Raw genomic sequence first — 17,576 nt, 5'->3', positions numbered from 1 at the left:
TTAGGGTCTAGAGAGTTGAGACTTGTGCAAGCTTAGAGCGTATGAGATCGGCCGCTTTGCGCAATTGGGCTCTTTTTCCTTCAAATCGATCCCAAATGACCTTATCTAATCGGCCTCCATGATTCATCCCGCGCGCCGTCCTGGATGGATCGTACTGCGAAAAATTGTGCATTTTCAAAGCGACCCCATTTGGATTCCGAAATTTGTCGTCGACTTTGTCTGCAGAACGAAGCGCATTGAGGGTTTCACTAAGCGCCACTATTTTTGGATTGCTTGCAGAGATATCGGACGTCCGCATGTCAAGGTAAGCATCGAGGGTCAGAATGAGTTCGTCTTCTGTCCATTTGGGATTACGAGTCTTAGTCATATGGCAAATAATGGTCCTTCTCAACGATGTAAGTAGCACTCCAACACCTAAGGTTAGCCGAAATGTAAACTAACCTAGTTCTATGAGCCCTCTCGTCGAACCCGCCTGGCTTGCCGACCGTCTCCAAGATCAAAACACCGTAGTCCTCGACGCCACACTCCCGCCCGTCGGCGTCACGCCCCCAGTCGATACGCGCTCGCGCTACGTCGCCAAACACATCCCCGGCGCGATCTTTTTCGACATCGACGAGCACTCGGACCACTCCACATCGCTGCCCCACATGCTGCCCCAACCCGAAGTCTTCTCGCGCAGCATGTCGGCCCTCGGCATCGGCGACAACTCGGTCATCGTCATCTACGAGCAGGATGGCGTCTTCTCCGCGCCTCGCGCCTGGTGGATGCTCCGCACTTTCGGAGCGCAAAACGTCCACATCCTCAACGGAGGACTAAACGCCTGGATCGCAGCCGGCCTTCCCACCGCGTCCGGCGAAGTCCATCGCCCCGCAGCAACCTTCCACGCAAAACTGGACCACGATGCTGTAAAAGACTTCGCCCAGGTCCAGCAGATGATCGCCGAACACACACAGGGCCACACCCAGATTCTCGACGCCCGCTCTGCCGCACGCTTCACCGGAGCAGCCCCCGAGCCGCGCCCCGGAATAAGCTCCGGCCACATGCCCGGAGCGACCAGCGTGCCCTTCACCGAGCTGGTCGAAGAGGGCCGCCTCAAGTCGCCCGAAAAACTGCGCGAGATCTTCTCTTCAAAGAAGGTGGACCTGCAACAGCCGATAACCACCACGTGCGGGTCCGGCGTTACTGCCGCTGTAGTAGCGCTCGGTCTCGAGGTCGTCGGAGCAAAGCGCGTTACCCTCTACGACGGCTCCTGGGCCGAGTACGCCCAGCACCCAGAAGCAAAGATCGAGAAAACCAGTTAGCTCGCGACGTCGGCACTACAACACAATCCTCATCTCATTTGTAGCCCGGAATCCCATCTCCTCATACATCCGCCGTCCGGCATCGCTCGCATGCAGCACCACTGTATCCACATCATGCTCGTAGCACCACGTCATCGCCACCTCCACAAGATGCCGCGCCAATCCGCGCCGCCGAAACGCCTTCTCCGTGTAGACGTTCAGCAGATACCCCCGCCGCTTCGCACGTCCCACCACATGCGGAGGCCAATCCATCAACCATAGCCCCGCACCCGCCGCAATCGCGCCATCCGCCGCAATCGCAAACCAGCCCAGATACTCTTCTGCTGCAAGCTTCTCTTCAACCCAAGGCCCAAACCTCGCTGCCATCTCATCGAGCGCAGCCTCGCCAGCCGACCGCATCTCCTTGAACATAGCCCGTCGATGCGCCGTAATCACCGCCGCATCTTCGACCGACGCGCGCCGTATCGTAAGCCCCTCTGCCAGACTCATCCTTCCGTTCTCTCACACCCAGCACATGCAAGTCACTGCAGCAGGAATACCCGACTCGCAAGCCACGAACCTTCGGGTGCCCATTCCTTCGCGGGCTTCATCGCGAAGGGTGGGAATCGATGCTGCTGCCTCCCCTGAGGCCGCTCCAATAAATTCCCAACTCCAGCCAACCAGTGAATTACGCTGGTGTCCTGAGTCATCGCCCCCTCTATAAGCTGTCATCCCAACCGGAGCGCAGCGAAGTGGAGGGATCTGCTTTTCATTTCACCGCTAGTCCTGATCCACATGGAGCGGACCGAAGCCCAATGAAGACTACTCTCCTCGTCCTCGTCTGCCTGCTGACGTTGCCATCCCGCGCCGAAGACCCTGGCATCCGCCGCCTCGACGGCACAAAGATCTCCATCGCCGACGCCGAGGCTCTCGCCCGCCGCACCCTCGCCGAAAATCACGTCACCGGAGCCCAGATCGCCGTCCTCAACCGCGGCCACCTCGTCTGGAGCGCCGCCTTCGGCCTGCGCAGCCGCGACCCCGACCTCCCCATGCAGCCCACCACCACTACCTGGGCCGCCTCCATCACCAAGAGTGTCTTCGCCACGTACGTCATGCAGCTCGCGCAGAGCCGCCAGTTCCCGCTCGACATTCCCATCGTGCACCTCATGCCGCACCCGCTCGACAGCTACGAACCCTACCGCGACACTGCCTCCGAGATCGCCCACGACCCGCTCTTCGGCACCGTCACGCCTGTCTACCTTCTCTCCCACACCGCCGGCTTCGCCAACTTCAGCTCGCTCGAGCCCGACCACAAGCTCCACATCCACTTCATCCCGGGCTCGCAATTCGCCTACTCGGGCGACGGGATCAACCTGCTGCAGTTCGTCGTCGAGCAGCAGCTCGCCAACAAGCCGTTGGACGAGCTTATGCAGCAGTCGCTCTTCACGCCGCTCCACATGGACCACACCAGCCTCATCTACAAAGAGAGCTTTGCCGGCAACATCGCCGACCGCTTCGACTCCGACGAAAAATTTATCTCGCACCCGCGCCGCGCCCAGCCCCGCGCCGCCGGCTCCATGACGACCACCGCCAACGACCTCGCCACCTTCCTCACTGCGCTCCTCTCGACTGAGAAGAAAGACCAGCACATCCTCACACCCAAGGCCCTCCACGCGATGCTCACGCCCAACATCGCCATCATGACGCAGCATCAGTTCCCCACCTTCGACGAGACGGAGGGCGCGGAAGGCCCTGTCGTCGGCCTCTCCTATGCGCTGGGATGGGGCGTCCTCGCGCGCACCCGCTACGGCCCAGCCATCTTCAAGGAGGGCCACGGCGACGGCGCGCAGAACTACCTCATCTGCTTCGTGCGCACGCGCGATTGCATGATCATCCTCACCAACAGCGACAACGGCGAGCTGGCCTTCCGCCCGCTGCTCGAAGGCATCCTCGGCGACACCGTCACGCCGTGGGAGTGGGAGGGCTACACGCGCGAGGCAATCCTCGCCTCGCGCAAGCCTCACTAAGAAGCAGTGATTGCCTATCGCGAACTTTGACCAGGCCTCCGCGAGCATCTCCGCCACTTACTCTTAGGTGTCCTCCTAATCGTCGTCACCATGTCAAGGTGCAGGTGTCCAGAGGACAGCATGGGACAACTGGTTGGTGGCCGTAGAAGAGCCGACCACCTGGCCGCGGTTGTTGATGCCGAGAGCCTCGCTGAAGTTGCCACCGGGGAGAGTGCCGAGGTCAACCATCACCCCGTCGTGAAATAAGAACGCGTGCGTATTCCCGCTCGCGGTGGACGAAAAGCCGACCACCTGGCCGCGGTCGTTGATGCCCGCAGCGCTGCTGAAGTTGCCACCGGGGAGAGTGCCCAGGTCGACCATCACCCCGTCTTCAAACAAAAAGGCATGCGTCTCCCCGCTCCCGGTGGACGAAAAGCCGACCACCTTGCCGCGGTTGTTGATACCGGTCGCGCCGCTGACGTTGCCGCCGGGGAGAGTCCCGAGGTCGACCATCACCCCGTTTTCAAACAAAAACGCATGCGTCTTCCCGCTCGCGGTGTCCGCATAGCCGACCACCTGGCCGCGATCGTTGATGCCAGTNTTCAAACAAAAAGGCATGCGTCTCCCCGCTCCCGGTGGACGAAAAGCCGACCACCTTGCCGCGGTTGTTGATACCGGTCGCGCCGCTGACGTTGCCGCCGGGGAGAGTCCCGAGGTCGACCATCACCCCGTTTTCAAACAAAAACGCATGCGTCTTCCCGCTCGCGGTGTCCGCATAGCCGACCACCTGGCCGCGATCGTTGATGCCAGTAGCGAAGCTGAAGCTGCCACCGGGGAGAGTCCCGAGGTCGACCATCGCCCCATCCCTAAACAAAAAAGCATGCGTCTTCCCGCTCGCGGTGGGCGAAAAGCCGACCACCTCGCCGCGGTCGTTGATGCCGGTAGCGGTAGCGTTGTTCTCACCGGGGGTACCGAGATTGATCATCACTCCATGGTCAATCAAAACTGGATCTTCGAATAAAGCCGTGGCGCCCGAAAAGCCGACCACCTCGCCGCGGTTGTTGATGGCATTCGCCTGGCTGAAGTCAGCACCTGGGAGAAGCCCGAGGTCGACCATCGGTCCGTCTTCAAACAAGAAAGCATGTGGTTGAAATAACCCGTTAGTCTCCGACTCTCCGACCACTTGGCCGCTATCGTTGATGCCCCTGGCGACGCTGAAGAAGCCATGGGGGAGAGTGCCTATATCCTTGATGGTGAAACTTTGGCCGGCGGCTGTCTGCAATGCGGCAACACAAAGCAGGGCGAAAACGACGAGGATGCGGCCAAGGTAGTGGCCGCTGCTAAAGCGCTTCGATGGGGATTCCATGATGAACTCCTTTCAAGAGTAAAGGCGATGGGTAAAGGGGAGCCGCCCTGCGTCGCATCACATTTCCAGCAACGGTCGATAGGTCTTCGCGTTCCGGAATGCGCCACGAAGGGAAGAACAGAGTATTCCGGACCGCAGCCTCCGGATGTACGCCAGCCCACACAACCCTGACGAACTTCGGTAACCACAGACGAGGGTGCGGCCGGCCCCACCGCTGGAGAGGCGGCAGTGTCCCCCTTCCATCGTGATGACTTTTCAAGGGGTAAGTGTGCAGATGGCAGCGTGACCAGACCCGCTCGCAGTGACCAGGTCACCGGCCACCTGACCGCGAATGTTGATGCCGTTCGCTAGCTTGAATGTGCCACCAGGGAGAGGGCCAAGGTCGACCATCGCCCCGTTGTCAAACAGGAAAGCATGGAACGAGCCCCCGCTCGCGATGTTCGAAAAGCCGACCACCTGGCCGCGGGCGTTGATACCGGTAGCTTGGCTGAAGTTGCCACCCGGGAGTGTGCCGAGATCTTTCATCACCCCGTTGTCAAATAGAAAAGCGTGGGACGCCCCCCCGTTAGCGGTGTTCGAGGCGCCGACTACCTGGCCGCGGTCGTTGATGCCGGTAGCTTGGCCGAAGTTGCCACCCGGGAGAGTGCCAAGATCTTTCATCACCCCGTTGTCAAACAAAAAAGCATGGGCGATTGCGCTACCCGTGTTCGAAAAGCCGACCACCTGGCCGCGGTTGTTGATGCCGGTAGCTTGGCTGGAGTTGATACCGGGGAGTGTGCCGAGGTCTTTCATCACCCCGTTGTCGAACAAGAAAGCATGGGACACCCCGCTCGCGCTGCTCGAAAAGCCGACCACCTGGCCGCGGTTGTTGATGCCCAAAGCCTGGCTGGAGCTGTCACCGGGGAGAGTGCCAAGGTCGGCCATCGCCCCGTTTTCAAACAAAAACGCATGAGCGAATGCGCTCACTGTATTCGAAAAGCCAACCGCCTGGCCGTGGTCGTTGATGCCATAAGCGATGCTGAATTGGCCACCGGGGAGAGTGCCAAGGTCTCTTATCGCGCCGTTGTCAAATAAAAATGCATGGAATGAGAAGGTGCTGCTCGATGTGGTCGCTTCGCCGACCACCTGGCCGCGGTCGTTGATGCCATGAGCTAAGCTCGATCGGCCGCCGGGGAGAGTGCCTAGATCCTTAATAATCGTGCAACTTTGGCCAGAGGCAGGCTGCAATGCGGCGACACAAAGCAGGGTCAGGACAATGAAGATGCGGCCAAGGTAGTGACTGCTGCCAAATCGCTTCCATGGAGATTCCATAAATGAATTCCTTTCAGAGGCGATGGATAAAGGGGAACCGCCCTGCATGGAGTCCGCATCCGGAGTGCACACGAAGGGAAGAAAACAGAATATTCCGCGCGGCAGCCTCCCGCTGTACGCTAGCCCACACAATCCTGATTAACTTCGGCAAGCACAATCTGCGACACGAATGGCTTCGGCCGCAAGACTGTGCTTGTTTCGTTACTTGTCTCTTCTTAATCGGAGCTGATCGGTGTTAAGCCTCGCACTCAGGATCAGTGAAGCAGGTTAAACGTGTTCGAGGCGTCATCCACAAAATAGACGCCATCAGAGTCCGCAGCCAGACCAAACAGCGCGCCTGCTCCCGGCGGTGGGCCTCCGGTGTTATCGACGAGTACGACTGCAACCTGGATGCCGTTTTGCGGATCGACTTCAACGAGGTTGCCGTCATTGCCGTTCGCGGCCACAAGGTGATGGTTCGGCGTGAACGCAAGTCCCAGCGGGTCGTTGAGCGCCCTGCCCTGAGACACCGTTTGGCCGCGATTGGAGGCACTGCTCCGAGACAACGCATCGGGAACCGCCGCAATCCGATTATCCAGACTGTCCGCGACGTACAGAATCCCTGTGTCGCCATCAAACGCGACCCCCGTCGGGCCAATCACCAGCGCTGCCGGATCGGTGCGCTCAGGGAACTTGTCGGCGACGACGGTGCTATCGAGCAGCTCCGGCGCCTCTCCTTCGGAGATGCTGAGCAGCAGGCGGACGACCGTCCCGCCATCAACAACCTTGCCATTTGCTGCCACCGTGCCATTCAGCACGTTGGTCACGAACAATGCCACGAGGTCTCCGCCATCCACAGCCGTCATGTCCCACGGACCATTAATGTGGTTCCCTGAAAATGTCTCAACCACGTTGCCCGTGCTATCCAGCACAAGAAGACAGCCGCTCCCGATGGTTGCCGAAGTGCCATCGGTCGTAGGCAAACTTCCGACGATCACGAACCCGCTGCGCAGCGCCACCAGCGCCGTCGTCAGCCCAACGCCTCCGGGGCACGACACCTTGCTCGCATCGATCTTGGCGAAGAGACTGAACGTCCCGTCGGGAGCAATCTGCACAATCGTTGTGCCAGTCCCCTGCAGGTTCGAGCCGTTGTTGAAGTTGCTGATGAGGAACCGTCCCTGAACCAGGCTTCCCTTGCTTACTGGAACCATGGCAACCCCATACGGGTTAACGTCGCCATTGGCCGGCACGGTCGTGCTAAGAGTGGTTACGGTGTTGAGGCTCCCGATGAACGAGCTCTTTGCGGCGAGCGCGCTACCATCGGCGGCGGCCACGATCCATAGCAGCAGGCCCAGCACATGGACTCGTGGGGAGAGTGTGCGGCTTGGTTCCATATCTGTCCTCCTCGGCGACGCGGACACCACTCCACGTGATCAGAGACATGCGGTCCCATCGCCGGGGAGCAGTCTAGATTTTTCGCAGATGAGCGTTGTCACAGAATTGTCGAAACGCTGTAATTTTTCGGGTGCCAGAACGACCCAGAGGGATTCGCTACACCCTCGAAGGAATCCTCGCCTGACGTTTCCGTGGCAGTGATCCCAGCGGTGCTTATCAGTCCTGGGTGGCGGCGCAAAGAGGAACAATCGTTTGTCTATTGGGGAGGAGACAAAATATTGTTTGACAGCCGTCTAGAATGGGTGGTAGAAGATGCGACGCTGAAGATCAGGAGTAGATCTTCGCTCCCGGATTTGCGTTTGCAGTGGCAGCGGACAGGTATGTGGGTGCAAACGGGCCTTCCAGACACCACACGAAGGCACGCATAACCCCTCGCGTGTCCCAGTGGTGTTCGCACTGACACAAACTTCTATTTTGAGGTCGCCCACATGCATCTACGCATCGACTGCACAGGTATCAACTGTGTTCGCCCCCGAGCCATTCACAACACTCAAACCGTCCACACCCCGAAGGGGCAAGACAGCCTTCGGCCACTACGTCGAATGCTCCTCACTCTTGCTGCAGTCCTGGCGCTGACAGCAATGGGTGCTGACAAGGCATCCGCGCAGCTCAGTATGCTGCAAACCAGCGGCCGCTCCATTGTGAATGCAAGCGGCCAGAAGGTTCCTCTGATGGGAGTGAATCTGGGCGGATGGTTCATCATGGAAAAGTGGATGTGCCCGCTCGATAGCGGCTCGCTTCCCGATACATTTAGCGTGATGCAGGAGCTCGACAACCGCTTTGGCGTGGCAACTGAGCAGAGCCTGATCAAGACATACCAGCAGAACTGGATCACGACCACGGACCTGGACAACATCAAGAACGCTGGATTCAACGTCGTGCGGGTCCCGGTGTGGTGGGGACAGTTCTACCTCCTGAATAACGTCTCTAACTCAGGCTGGCGGTCGGATGCCTTCGATATGCTCGACTGGCTCGTCAACGCCGCAGGCGCGCGCGGACTCTACGTGATCATCGATATGCACGGAGTGGTCGGCGGGCAGAGCACATCCGACGATACCGGCCAGGCAAATCAGAATCAGTATTGGACGAACGGCAACGACCAGGGAAACACTGCCTGGATGTGGTGGCAGATTGCGAGTCACTATAAGGGGAATCCAACGGTTGCCGGCTATGACCTGATCAACGAGCCAACAGGTGCGCCCAACAACAGTGCAGTCATCAATGCCTACAACAGCCTGTACCAGAGTGTCCGCTCTGCAGACCCTTCGCACATCATCTTCATGGAAGGAGCATTCGGTAACTGGAACTGGAGCATGTTGCCCGACCCCTCCCAGAACGGGTGGACGAATGTCGTCTACGAAATGCACGAGTACAAGTTCAACGGATCGCAAGCGCAAGTAGAGCAGGGCGCGACGAACCAGGTGAATGACTTCAATAACCACGCCAGCTATAACGTTCCCGGCTATATCGGCGAGTTCAACGATTTTGGCTACCCGGCCGCATGGCAATTTTCCGTGAATGCGTGGAACCAGGCCGGCCTGAGCTGGACAATGTGGGCGTACAAGGCGACCCATGGACTGAATCCGGACAGCTGGGGTTTTTACGATCCGAGCTACTGGCCGCCAACGCCAAACATCTCCAGCGACTCGTCGTCGACGATTGCTGCAGATTGGCAGCAGTGGGCCACGACGAATAGCTTTACGTTGAATACATCCATCGGCCTCAGCGGAAATGTGAACGGAGCAAGTGTGAGCACCAGCTCCTGGTTCAACGTCGTGAACCAGAACAGCGGATCGTGTGTCGATGCCGCAGGCTGGGGCACCACGAATGGAACCATCGTGCAACAGTGGAGCTGCGGCAACCAGCAGTACAACCAGGAGTGGCAATTCCAGTCGCAGGGAAACGGAATCTACAGCATTGTGAACCGGAACGCCCCCGGTGAGGTATGGGACGTCACAAACCGGGGAACATCGAATGGCAGCTTGCTGCAGCTGTGGAGCTACGGAGGAGGTTCAAACCAGCAATGGATGCCGGTCTCGCTTGGCAACGGCAGGTATAAGTTTGTTGGCGTGGGCAGCGGAAGGTGTCTCGACGTGCCCGGAGCCTCAACCGCGAATGGCGTGCAATTGCAGATCTACGACTGCAACGGCACGGCAGCGCAGTCGTTCCAGCTTTCCTCGCAGCCTTGATCGTCCGCATCCCCAGACGATTTTTGAGAGCCACCCATTGAAATATGGGTGGCTCTTTGCCTTGATAGCAGCTTGCCATGACGTTGCATCAGGAAGCGAAGTAGCAAGAGAAAAGGCTGGACACTGCTGAGGAACGCAGCATCCAGCCTCGGTTAGTGGAACTGTTAGTAGGAGAGGCGGAGGGCGAGCTGCATCACGCGCGGGTCACCCGAAAGGGTCGTGATCTGGCCGGCCGCACCGCTGGAGAAGTTGTTGTTCGGTTGGCCAAAGAGAGGTGTATTGCCGACGTTGAAGACCTCCCAACGGAACTCGACGTTGGCCTTTTCGCGGATGGGGAACTCGCGCAGCAGCGCCGCATCGAAGACGTTCGTGTGCGGACCACGGAGCGTGTTGCGACCGCTGTTCCCAATGACGCCGGGGGCGGGGAGCGAAAACGCATTCGTGGCGTTCGGGGCAAGCGTGGCGCAGGCTCCATTCTTCGAAGCGAAGTACCAGCAGTCCGGACTGTGAACGAGCGTGGGTTTGCCGATTACGTTCAAAGTCGCAGTCGCCTGACCGTAGGGATCCAGCGCGGTAGCGAGCGTACCGCCTCCGTTGATGGTGAAGGGATGGCCGCTGTAGAACGTGTGGACGCCCGAGGTACGGAAGCCACCGAGGATGGCGCTGAGAACTCCGTGGCTGGCGAAGGTCTTGCCCTTGCCGAACGGAAGTTCGTAGAGGTAGTTGGCGGAGAAGCGATTCGGGATATCGAAGTCGCTGTTGCTGTACCAGGCGCCGTAGTTCCTGCCGTCCGGCGGCGCTCCTGAGTTGCTCTCGAGCTCCTGCGGAGTGTTGTCAAGGCTGTGGGAGTAGGTGTAAGCCGTGCGGAAGCTGAAGCCATTGCTGAAGCGACGGGTTAGCGTCGCCTCAAGGCCGTTGTAGTTTCCGAATCCGATCGAGTTGGTGTATTCGATGTAGCCGAAGTTAGCGAAAGGAACCTTGCTCGGTGCGCCAGGGGCGGCGATGCTGGGCTGGTTGAGATCTCGGATGACGTCGAGATGGGTGGACTTCGTGCCGACGTAGTTGATCTCGGCAGTCAGTTTTGCCGGAAGCTCCCGCTGCACCCCGAAGCTCCACTGCTGCACGTTTGGAGCAGGCGCATGTGGGTTCATGGTGCGGAGATGGAAGGACTGAAGATGCGTCAGGTCGATCGTCGACGGATCCAGAAAGTTTGAGGGAAAGCCGTTCTGGGCAATCAGAGCCGGAGTCGTGGAGTTCGAGGCAACCGCCGGCGTCTTGTTGATGAGGAAGGGTGGGTTGAGCGCAAGCTGGTTCTCGCTGCCGAAACGCTCAAACATTGAGTAGTAATAGCCGTAGCCGGCCCGAATGACAGTCTTCGCATCGGGAGAGTAGGAGATGCCGAAGCGTGGGCCGAAGTTCTTGTAGTTCGGGTTGATCAGCGCGCGGTCCTTCAGAGACCCGCTCTTGGCTAAGACCAGCCCGCCTGCTCCCCCGTTGGCATTGGGGTCGAAGTTGGCCTGCTGGTTCTTGCCTTCCAGGGCCGGGCTGGCGAAGTCGTAGCGGAGCCCAAGGTTGACGGTAAGGTTCGGCAGCAGCTTCCAATCGTCCTGAGCGAAGCCCGAGACCATCCAGAGCCGCTGGTCCACGAAGTGGACATTGGTCAGCTGCGTCGACTGAGCGAGACCGAGCAGTCCGTCCGCGTAAGAGAGGCCACCTGCAACGCACTGATTGTTCGCGCCACCGCGTTGGCAGCTGAAGATGCCGGTGAAGTTGAGATCGCCCCGAGCGCCGGGCTCATCCTGGAAGATGTTGCGCATAGGAGCGTAGACCGTGCCGCCCAGCTTGAGCGTGTGCTTGCCCAGCGCCAGTGAGACCGTGTCGACCGTCTGGACCTGCTGCGGCGTCTGCGATTTGGGAAGGAAGTCGGGCGAGCCGATGAAGGTGAAGTTGGAGAACTGTGTCAACGGCACGCCACCGGCGACAGCTGGGTTGTTGGGGATACCGGGAACAAACTCGTCCGCAGCATTCAGGCCGAACGGATCCTGCTGGGCAAGCGAGCGATTTCGGATGAAGCCCAGATGAAACTCGTTGAGAACGTTGGGAGTGAAGATGTGGGTCCAGCCGATGGCTGCGCTGTGGGAGTAAATCTTCTGGCGGCCGAACGCCGAGGTCGTGGTGCCGTCGGCGATGCCTCCGTAGTTGCCGGGGATGAAGCGGGAGCGGTTGATGTAGCTGTAGCGGACGAAAACTGTGTCGGCTTTGGAGGCGATCCAGTCAACGCGGCCGTCGTAGCTGTCGTTGTTGTCGCTCAGGCCGGCGTTGCGGAAGTAATTATTGAGCTGGCCCGGCTTGTTAGGCTGCGGAAAGAGGGCGATGATCCCCTGGACGGCCTTGTCGAGCCGCGCAAAGGGAATCTTATTGTTGGCGAAGGGTTGGTTCGTCTGGGGGTCGTAGATAGTGGGATATGGTTTCAGGCCGAGTAAAGCCGCGGTAGCGGGACTGAAGTCGCCGATGCGCTCATTCGGCAGAGGCACGGTCGAGGTGCGCGAGACGCCTTGCTTGATGCGGGTGCCTTCGTAGTTGAAGAACGCGAACAGGTGATCGTGGATGATGGGTCCGCTGACGCTTCCGCCGAACTGATGCTGATTGTTTTGCGCCTTGCGGACTTTTTGGCGTTTGGTGAAGTAGTCCGTCGCGTCGAAGAAGTCGTTTCTCAGATATTCAAACGCAAGGAAATGAAAGTCGTTGCTGCCGCCCTTCGTGTTGACTGAGAGAGCAGCTCCGGGCGCGCGGCCATACTCGGACGAGTAGGGATTCGTGACAATTGTGAACTGCTGGATTGTGTCAACCGAGGGATGCGCGGCCTGCGTGCTCAGCTCCTGAACGTTCTCCGAGATGGTGTTGTTATCGATGCCATCGAGGATGAAGTTGTTCTGAAGCGAATGGACGCCGTGGACATTAAAGCTGCCGGTGCGTCCAGCGCTGGTGGCGCCGCTCTGCTGCGTGAAGCGATTGATCTGCACACCGGGAACCGTGCGAAGAAGGTCGTCCCAGTTGCGCTGATAGAGCGGCGTCTGCTGGATGACGTCGCTGGTGATCACCGTGCTGATGGAGGCGTCGTCTGGCGAAAGCGTGCTGCCGTCGGCGCTCACACTGACCGTCTCCTGCGAAGAGCCGACCCGCAGCGTAAAGTCGCGGCGGCCCTTCCGGGCGCCGTCCAGTTGGACCTCCTCGCTCATGCCTGCGAAGCCGGCGCCTTTAACGGAGACGGTATAAAGACCGATTGGAAGTGATGGGAAGTTATAGTAGCCGGCGCCATCTGTCTCGTCCGTGCGGGTCAGACCGGTCTCTTTATTTGTGACTGTGACGGTGGCGTGCGCGATGTCGGCTCCGCTGGGATCGACAACGAGACCTGTGAGGCTCGAGGTATTGATCTGAGCGTGCGCGGGGATCAGGCCGGCCAGAATGCAGACCACGGCCACAAGGGCGCGGTGACAGAACGATTGAGTTCTCATTGTGTGAGGTAGCCTCGGGAGTTAAGGGAGTTCCGACCACTCCTAAAAATGATGAAGACCCAGACTGGGTATCGTGTCGGTTGTCGGATACGTCAACGCTAACTGGAAGGAGTTAATGGAGAATGAATGAGAAGTGAATCGAAGAGAAAACACAACCAACCACGAAAAGGCCCGGCATCATTAAGCCAGGCCTTTGCATTGTCTCTCGCGCCGAAGGCGCTTCTTTGTGGTCCTACGCGCAGCACTCAGATCCGCATCGGCATCAGGATGTACCGGTACTTCACATCCTCATTCCCATCCTCGGGCCGCATCTGTCCTGCGCTCTGCGCGTCCTTGAACTCCAGCCTGACCTCGCCGGTGTTTCCTGTCGCCTTCAGAAAGTCCAGCAGGTACTGGCTGTTGAACCCCACCACCAGAGGATCGTAGTTATACGGAGTCTCAATCGAGTCCTCCGACTCGCCCGCCTCCGACGACGACGACGACAGCTTCAGCTCATTCTGCTCCAGCCGCATCTTGATCGCGCCCGAGCGCTCATCGGCAAACTGCGCCACGCGCTGGATCGAACCCATCAGGTCCTCCGAGCGCACGATCACAAACTTGTTGTTGTCCCGCGGAAGCACGGCCTCGTAGTTCGGGAACTGCCCCGTCAGCTTGCGGCTCGTCAGCACACGTCCGCCCACACGGAAGTACAGCGTCTGCTCGTCCTCGCCGAACTCCAGCGTCTCGGCCTCCGTATTCGACAGCAGCCCCGCCAGCTCGCTCAGCGCCTTTCGCGGAATCAGCGTCTTCTTCTCGCCGCTCACGCCCTCCAGCGTCTCTCCCAGCTTTTCGATGTGCGCCAGCCTGTGGCCATCGGTCGCCACCATCGCCATCGACTCCGCCTTCAGCACCAGCAGCGCGCCGTTCAGCGTGTAGCGGCTCTCTTCGTTTGAGATTGCGAAGATCGTCTTCGCAATCATGTCCTTCAGCGCGGCCACCGAGATCTTCACCGCGCCCGACGCCGGAAACTCCGGGACCTGCGGGAAGTTCGCTCGCGCCATCCCCACCATCTTCGTGTTCGAGCGCCCCGCGCGAATCTGCACCCAGTGGTTGTCCATCAGCTTGATGGAGATCTCGCCCTCGGGCAGCAGCTTGATGTAGTCGTACAGCTTGCGAGCCGGAATCGTGCACGCGCCCGGCTTCTTCACCTTCGCCGCGCAACTCGTCCGCATGCTCTGGTCCAGATCGGTCGCCGTAATCGCCAGCCGGTCGCCGCTCTCGCTCTGCGTCGCCTCAAACAGAAAGTTCGACAGAATCGGAATCGTCGTCTTTCTCTCCACCACCGACTGCGCCGCCGTCAGCTCGCGCAGAAGCTCCGCGCGTGAAACGGTGATCTCGAGGTTGCCCGTGGGGGCGGTTGCGGTCATCTCGGACTCCTGGGTAGCGGTCGTCGTCACTGTGGTTCTCTCCGTCGTTGGCATTCGGGGTTGCTGGCCAAACTGTACACCGAATCGTGCTCTGCGTGCAGAGCACAACCAGGCTCCTCTGCGCCGGCATCACTCGCCTGCTTGATTCTAGGGTCACACCCGTCCCCCATGCGACACAAATCTTTGTGGAAAGCACGTCCATTGTGTGGCTCTCCCTCCCGATGTCGTTTTGGTTGGCATTCCGAAGCGCAGCGGAGGACTCTGCTGTTTCCCCAAGGCCGCCACTCCTGCTCGGGTGCCCCCTTCACGCCGCCTCCTCATCGCGGCATGGGTGGAAAGGCACAATCGCCCCGGCCGCCCAAAACCCAGACCGGACCACCACCAATGTCAAGACGGGACGCGATGAGTTTTAAAGACTAGTTAAGTACTCAAACTCTATAGATTCCCCGTAGCCTTAACCGTTCGCTGCTGAAAAGTGGATAACCTTCCCATCTTCTTTCGCTGCATGAATTTACCCACCGTCCCGGTTTTAGAAAACTCGTCCCTCCATCTCGCAAACTTCGGATCGCCGGGACCACCCTACGCATTGCGCCCTCGTTTATCCCACTTCTTCACAGCCCACATCCACACTGCACCGGGAAGACTGCGTGCGTCCCGTGGGAATGCTCCCCAAACAAAATGAAATCAGTGACTTTGCCCGCCCACTTTTCCCACATCTCGCTCCAATCCCGGAGGATAATTAGTCCGAAACCCAAACGGCGGAGTCCCCTATGCGAGTCGCTATCTTCGGAGCAAGCGGCGCCACCGGAAGTCTCCTCACCAGACGCTGCGTCAAGGGAGGCCACCACGTGACTGTGCTTGTCCGCAGCCGTGAGTTTCCCTACTTCGCCGGCCACGTCTGCGTCGTACACGGCAGCGTCTTCGATCCCCTGGCCGTCGCCGACACCGTCCGTGCCGCCGACGTCGTCTTCTCCACCCTCGGAGCGCGCTCGCTCCGCCGCGAGGACGTGCTCGAGCGCGCCGTTCCCCTCATCGTCCAGGCCATGCAGGAGACCGCCACGACTCACAAGCCCGTTCGCCGCATCATCGTGCTCGGCTCCGCCGGGGCCCTCCCCGACTCGCTCGACTTCCAGCCCGCCTGGCGCCGCTGGATCGTCCAGAAGATCATCTACAAGACGGTGCTCAAGTGGCCCGTTGCCTCGCAGGTCTTCCAGTACAAGGCGCTCTCCACTAGCGGCCTCGACTGGACAATGGTCATGCCCCCCATGCTCACCAACGGACCGCTCCGCGGCCGTTGCTGCGTCGACGGCGACGCCCTTCCCCTCAACGCCACCCACATCTCCCGCGCAGACGTAGCCGCCTTCATGTTCCAGCAGATCAACTCCCCCCAATGGATCCGCAAAGGCGTCTACATCTCCTACTGACTCCAGGCCGAACTGGAAACCAGTCCCGTTGTCCTCGCCTTCGCCGTTGCCCTTCTGGTTGTCATTCCGAGCGAAGCCGAGGAATCTGCTGTTCGTCTGGAGGGCCACCCACGCTCTGGTGCCCCATCCTTCGCAGCTTCATCGCGAAGGGTGGGAATCAGGACCTCTGCGGAGCGCGCCCATCGCGGTCTATTTCACACTCCGAGCCGCCACCCGCTCCTTCACCTCGCGCTCCACCCTGCCGAGATCCTGCTTCACCAGCTTGCCGCGCTCCACCACCAACTCGCCCCCCACATACACGCGCTCGATATCCGGCTGGCTCGTCACAAACACCAGCGTCGCATACGGATCGAAGACGTGCCCCAGTTCGCCGGGGTCGATCACCAGAAAATCCCCCATCTTGCCCATCTCAAGACTCCCCAATTTGTCCGCGACTCCCAGGACATCCGCGCTGCCCATCGTATGCAGCCGCAGAACGTCATACGGGCTCATCACGCCCGCGTTCTCATACTTGTCGCGAATCGCATACAGCCCCGTGCGCATATTCTCGAACGGGTCCGCCAGATCTGCGCTCGCCTCGCCATCCACCCCCATCCCCACGCGCACCCCGGCCTTCAGGTACGCAGGAATATCCGCAACGCCCGATGCCAGCCGGCCGTTCGACAGCGGATTCCACGCCATCGCCGCGCCCGCCTTCGCTGTGGTCGCCACAATCGCCGCGTCCGTGTGGATGAAGTGCCCGAAGATCATCCTGTTGTTCACGAGGCCTGCGTCCGTGAACCATGGCCAGATCTTTTCACGGTCCTCCACCTGCGTCTCCGGCTGTTCCAGATAGTGGCTCTGGTTCCCAAGGTTGAACTCCTTCATCAGCGCGGCCTCCATCACCGCCTGCTTCGCAGTGCCATCGAACGCGGTCCCGCCATTGATCATCACCGAGAGCAGCCTGTCGCGCGCCTGCGGCTCTTTGTTCATTGCCGTTTGTGTCGCCGTCCAGTCCAGAAACGTCTTCAATTGCTCCCGCGCCACTTCCAGCGTGTGGGTCTCACTCACTTTCCCTGGCTCCCATCCATGCACAAAGCGAATCCCCGACTCCATCTCTCCGCGAAACACCTGCTCGCTAAACAGCTCTTTCCCCGCCCGCGTGTGCCCGCTGTAGTTGAAGTTGTAGGCCGCCGTCACCCCGTGCAGCAGATGATCGAGTCCGCCCTCCAGCGTGAACCAGTACAGGTCCTCATCTGTGGCATGCACGACCTGTCTGCCATACAACTCGTCGATCCATCCCAGCAGCGTCTTGTCCGCCGCCAGCCCGCGATACGCCGCCTGCCACAGGTGGCTATGCGCCGAGATGAACCCCGGGATCACCCAGTGTCCCTTCGCATCCAGCACCGTCGTCGTCTTCAGGGAAGCAGGAGGCTCACCCTTGCCCACCGCAGCGATCCTGCCATCGGCCCCTACCGCGATGTATCCGGTGAACGGCTCCCGCTGCGAAGGCGCCATCGTAAACAGGTACGCATGCGTCACGACCAGCCTCACCGGAGCCTGCGCCGCCGCTCCCAGCGGCATCACCATCCCCAGCAGACACACAACAGCCATCAGGAAAGAACGCAAAATGGAGGTCATACCCCTTCTTTATCCCGCGCTCGTC

Annotated in this window: 12 protein-coding genes and 2 pseudogenes; 4 read left to right on the top strand and 10 right to left on the bottom strand. The window is 59.9% G+C overall.

From position 1 onward, the window contains the following. Positions 1-7: 7 nt before the first annotated feature. The gene (locus OHL16_RS09675; protein ID WP_263366909.1) at positions 8-367 is read right to left on the bottom strand and encodes a hypothetical protein; all 360 of its coding nucleotides are present in this window, start codon (positions 365-367) and stop codon (positions 8-10) included. 82 nt (positions 368-449) lie between these two features. Between OHL16_RS09675 and sseA the strand changes: the two genes are divergently transcribed. Continuing rightward, positions 450-1,301, top strand: a complete 852-nt coding sequence (gene sseA / locus OHL16_RS09670) for a 3-mercaptopyruvate sulfurtransferase (RefSeq protein WP_263366908.1) — start codon at positions 450-452, stop codon at positions 1,299-1,301. Positions 1,302-1,316: 15 nt separating this feature from the next. Here the strand turns inward: sseA and OHL16_RS09665 are convergent, their stop codons facing one another. Next, positions 1,317-1,790, bottom strand: coding sequence for a GNAT family N-acetyltransferase (locus tag OHL16_RS09665; RefSeq protein WP_263366907.1), 474 nt, complete (start codon positions 1,788-1,790; stop codon positions 1,317-1,319). 305 nt (positions 1,791-2,095) lie between these two features. Here OHL16_RS09665 and OHL16_RS09660 point away from each other — a divergent pair, with 305 nt between their 5' ends. Then, positions 2,096-3,307 (top strand): serine hydrolase domain-containing protein, encoded by a 1,212-nt coding sequence (locus tag OHL16_RS09660; protein ID WP_263366906.1) that lies wholly within the window; start codon positions 2,096-2,098, stop codon positions 3,305-3,307. Positions 3,308-3,400: 93 nt separating this feature from the next. Here OHL16_RS09660 and OHL16_RS09655 read toward each other — a convergent pair whose 3' ends face one another. From OHL16_RS09655 to OHL16_RS09640, 5 genes and pseudogenes are all read right to left on the bottom strand, one after another. Beyond that, on the bottom strand, positions 3,401-3,817 hold the full coding sequence (locus OHL16_RS09655) for a hypothetical protein (protein WP_263366905.1): 417 nt from the start codon (positions 3,815-3,817) through the stop codon (positions 3,401-3,403). 9 nt (positions 3,818-3,826) lie between these two features. Continuing rightward, positions 3,827-3,904 (bottom strand): annotated as a pseudogene (locus OHL16_RS20470) (hypothetical protein); the annotation flags it as partial. Next, positions 3,903-4,652: pseudogene (locus OHL16_RS09650) on the bottom strand (hypothetical protein); the annotation flags it as partial. The pseudogenes OHL16_RS20470 and OHL16_RS09650, both read right to left, overlap by 2 nt. Positions 4,653-4,907: 255 nt before the next feature. Further along, positions 4,908-6,011 (bottom strand): hypothetical protein, encoded by a 1,104-nt coding sequence (locus OHL16_RS09645; RefSeq protein WP_263366903.1) that lies wholly within the window; start codon positions 6,009-6,011, stop codon positions 4,908-4,910. Positions 6,012-6,217: 206 nt separating this feature from the next. After that, a complete protein-coding gene (locus OHL16_RS09640) occupies positions 6,218-7,336 on the bottom strand; it encodes an SMP-30/gluconolactonase/LRE family protein (RefSeq protein WP_263366902.1) in 1,119 nt (372 codons plus the stop codon). A gap of 489 nt (positions 7,337-7,825) precedes the next feature. On the opposite strand from OHL16_RS09640, the gene OHL16_RS09635 reads away from it, so the two are divergent. Next, on the top strand, positions 7,826-9,586 hold the full coding sequence (locus tag OHL16_RS09635) for a cellulase family glycosylhydrolase (RefSeq protein ID WP_263366901.1): 1,761 nt from the start codon (positions 7,826-7,828) through the stop codon (positions 9,584-9,586). 164 nt (positions 9,587-9,750) lie between these two features. Here OHL16_RS09635 and OHL16_RS09630 read toward each other — a convergent pair whose 3' ends face one another. Continuing rightward, positions 9,751-13,101, bottom strand: a complete 3,351-nt coding sequence (locus OHL16_RS09630; RefSeq protein WP_263366900.1) for a TonB-dependent receptor — start codon at positions 13,099-13,101, stop codon at positions 9,751-9,753. Positions 13,102-13,346: 245 nt separating this feature from the next. Continuing rightward, positions 13,347-14,507, bottom strand: coding sequence for a DNA polymerase III subunit beta (dnaN, locus tag OHL16_RS09625; RefSeq protein WP_396127190.1), 1,161 nt, complete (start codon positions 14,505-14,507; stop codon positions 13,347-13,349). A 770-nt stretch (positions 14,508-15,277) separates the two neighbouring features. On the opposite strand from dnaN, the gene OHL16_RS09620 reads away from it, so the two are divergent. Continuing rightward, on the top strand, positions 15,278-15,931 hold the full coding sequence (locus OHL16_RS09620) for an NAD(P)-dependent oxidoreductase (RefSeq protein WP_263366898.1): 654 nt from the start codon (positions 15,278-15,280) through the stop codon (positions 15,929-15,931). Between the two features lie 189 nt (positions 15,932-16,120). Here OHL16_RS09620 and OHL16_RS09615 read toward each other — a convergent pair whose 3' ends face one another. Beyond that, positions 16,121-17,551 carry an amidohydrolase family protein gene (locus OHL16_RS09615; RefSeq protein WP_263366897.1) on the bottom strand — a complete coding sequence of 477 codons (1,431 nt, stop codon included), beginning with the start codon at positions 17,549-17,551 and terminating at the stop codon, positions 16,121-16,123. Positions 17,552-17,576 lie beyond the last annotated feature (25 nt).

The organism is Edaphobacter bradus, assembly GCF_025685645.1.
Taxonomy (GTDB): domain Bacteria; phylum Acidobacteriota; class Terriglobia; order Terriglobales; family Acidobacteriaceae; genus Edaphobacter; species Edaphobacter bradus.
This window is presented reverse-complemented; position numbering and strand designations above follow the sequence as displayed.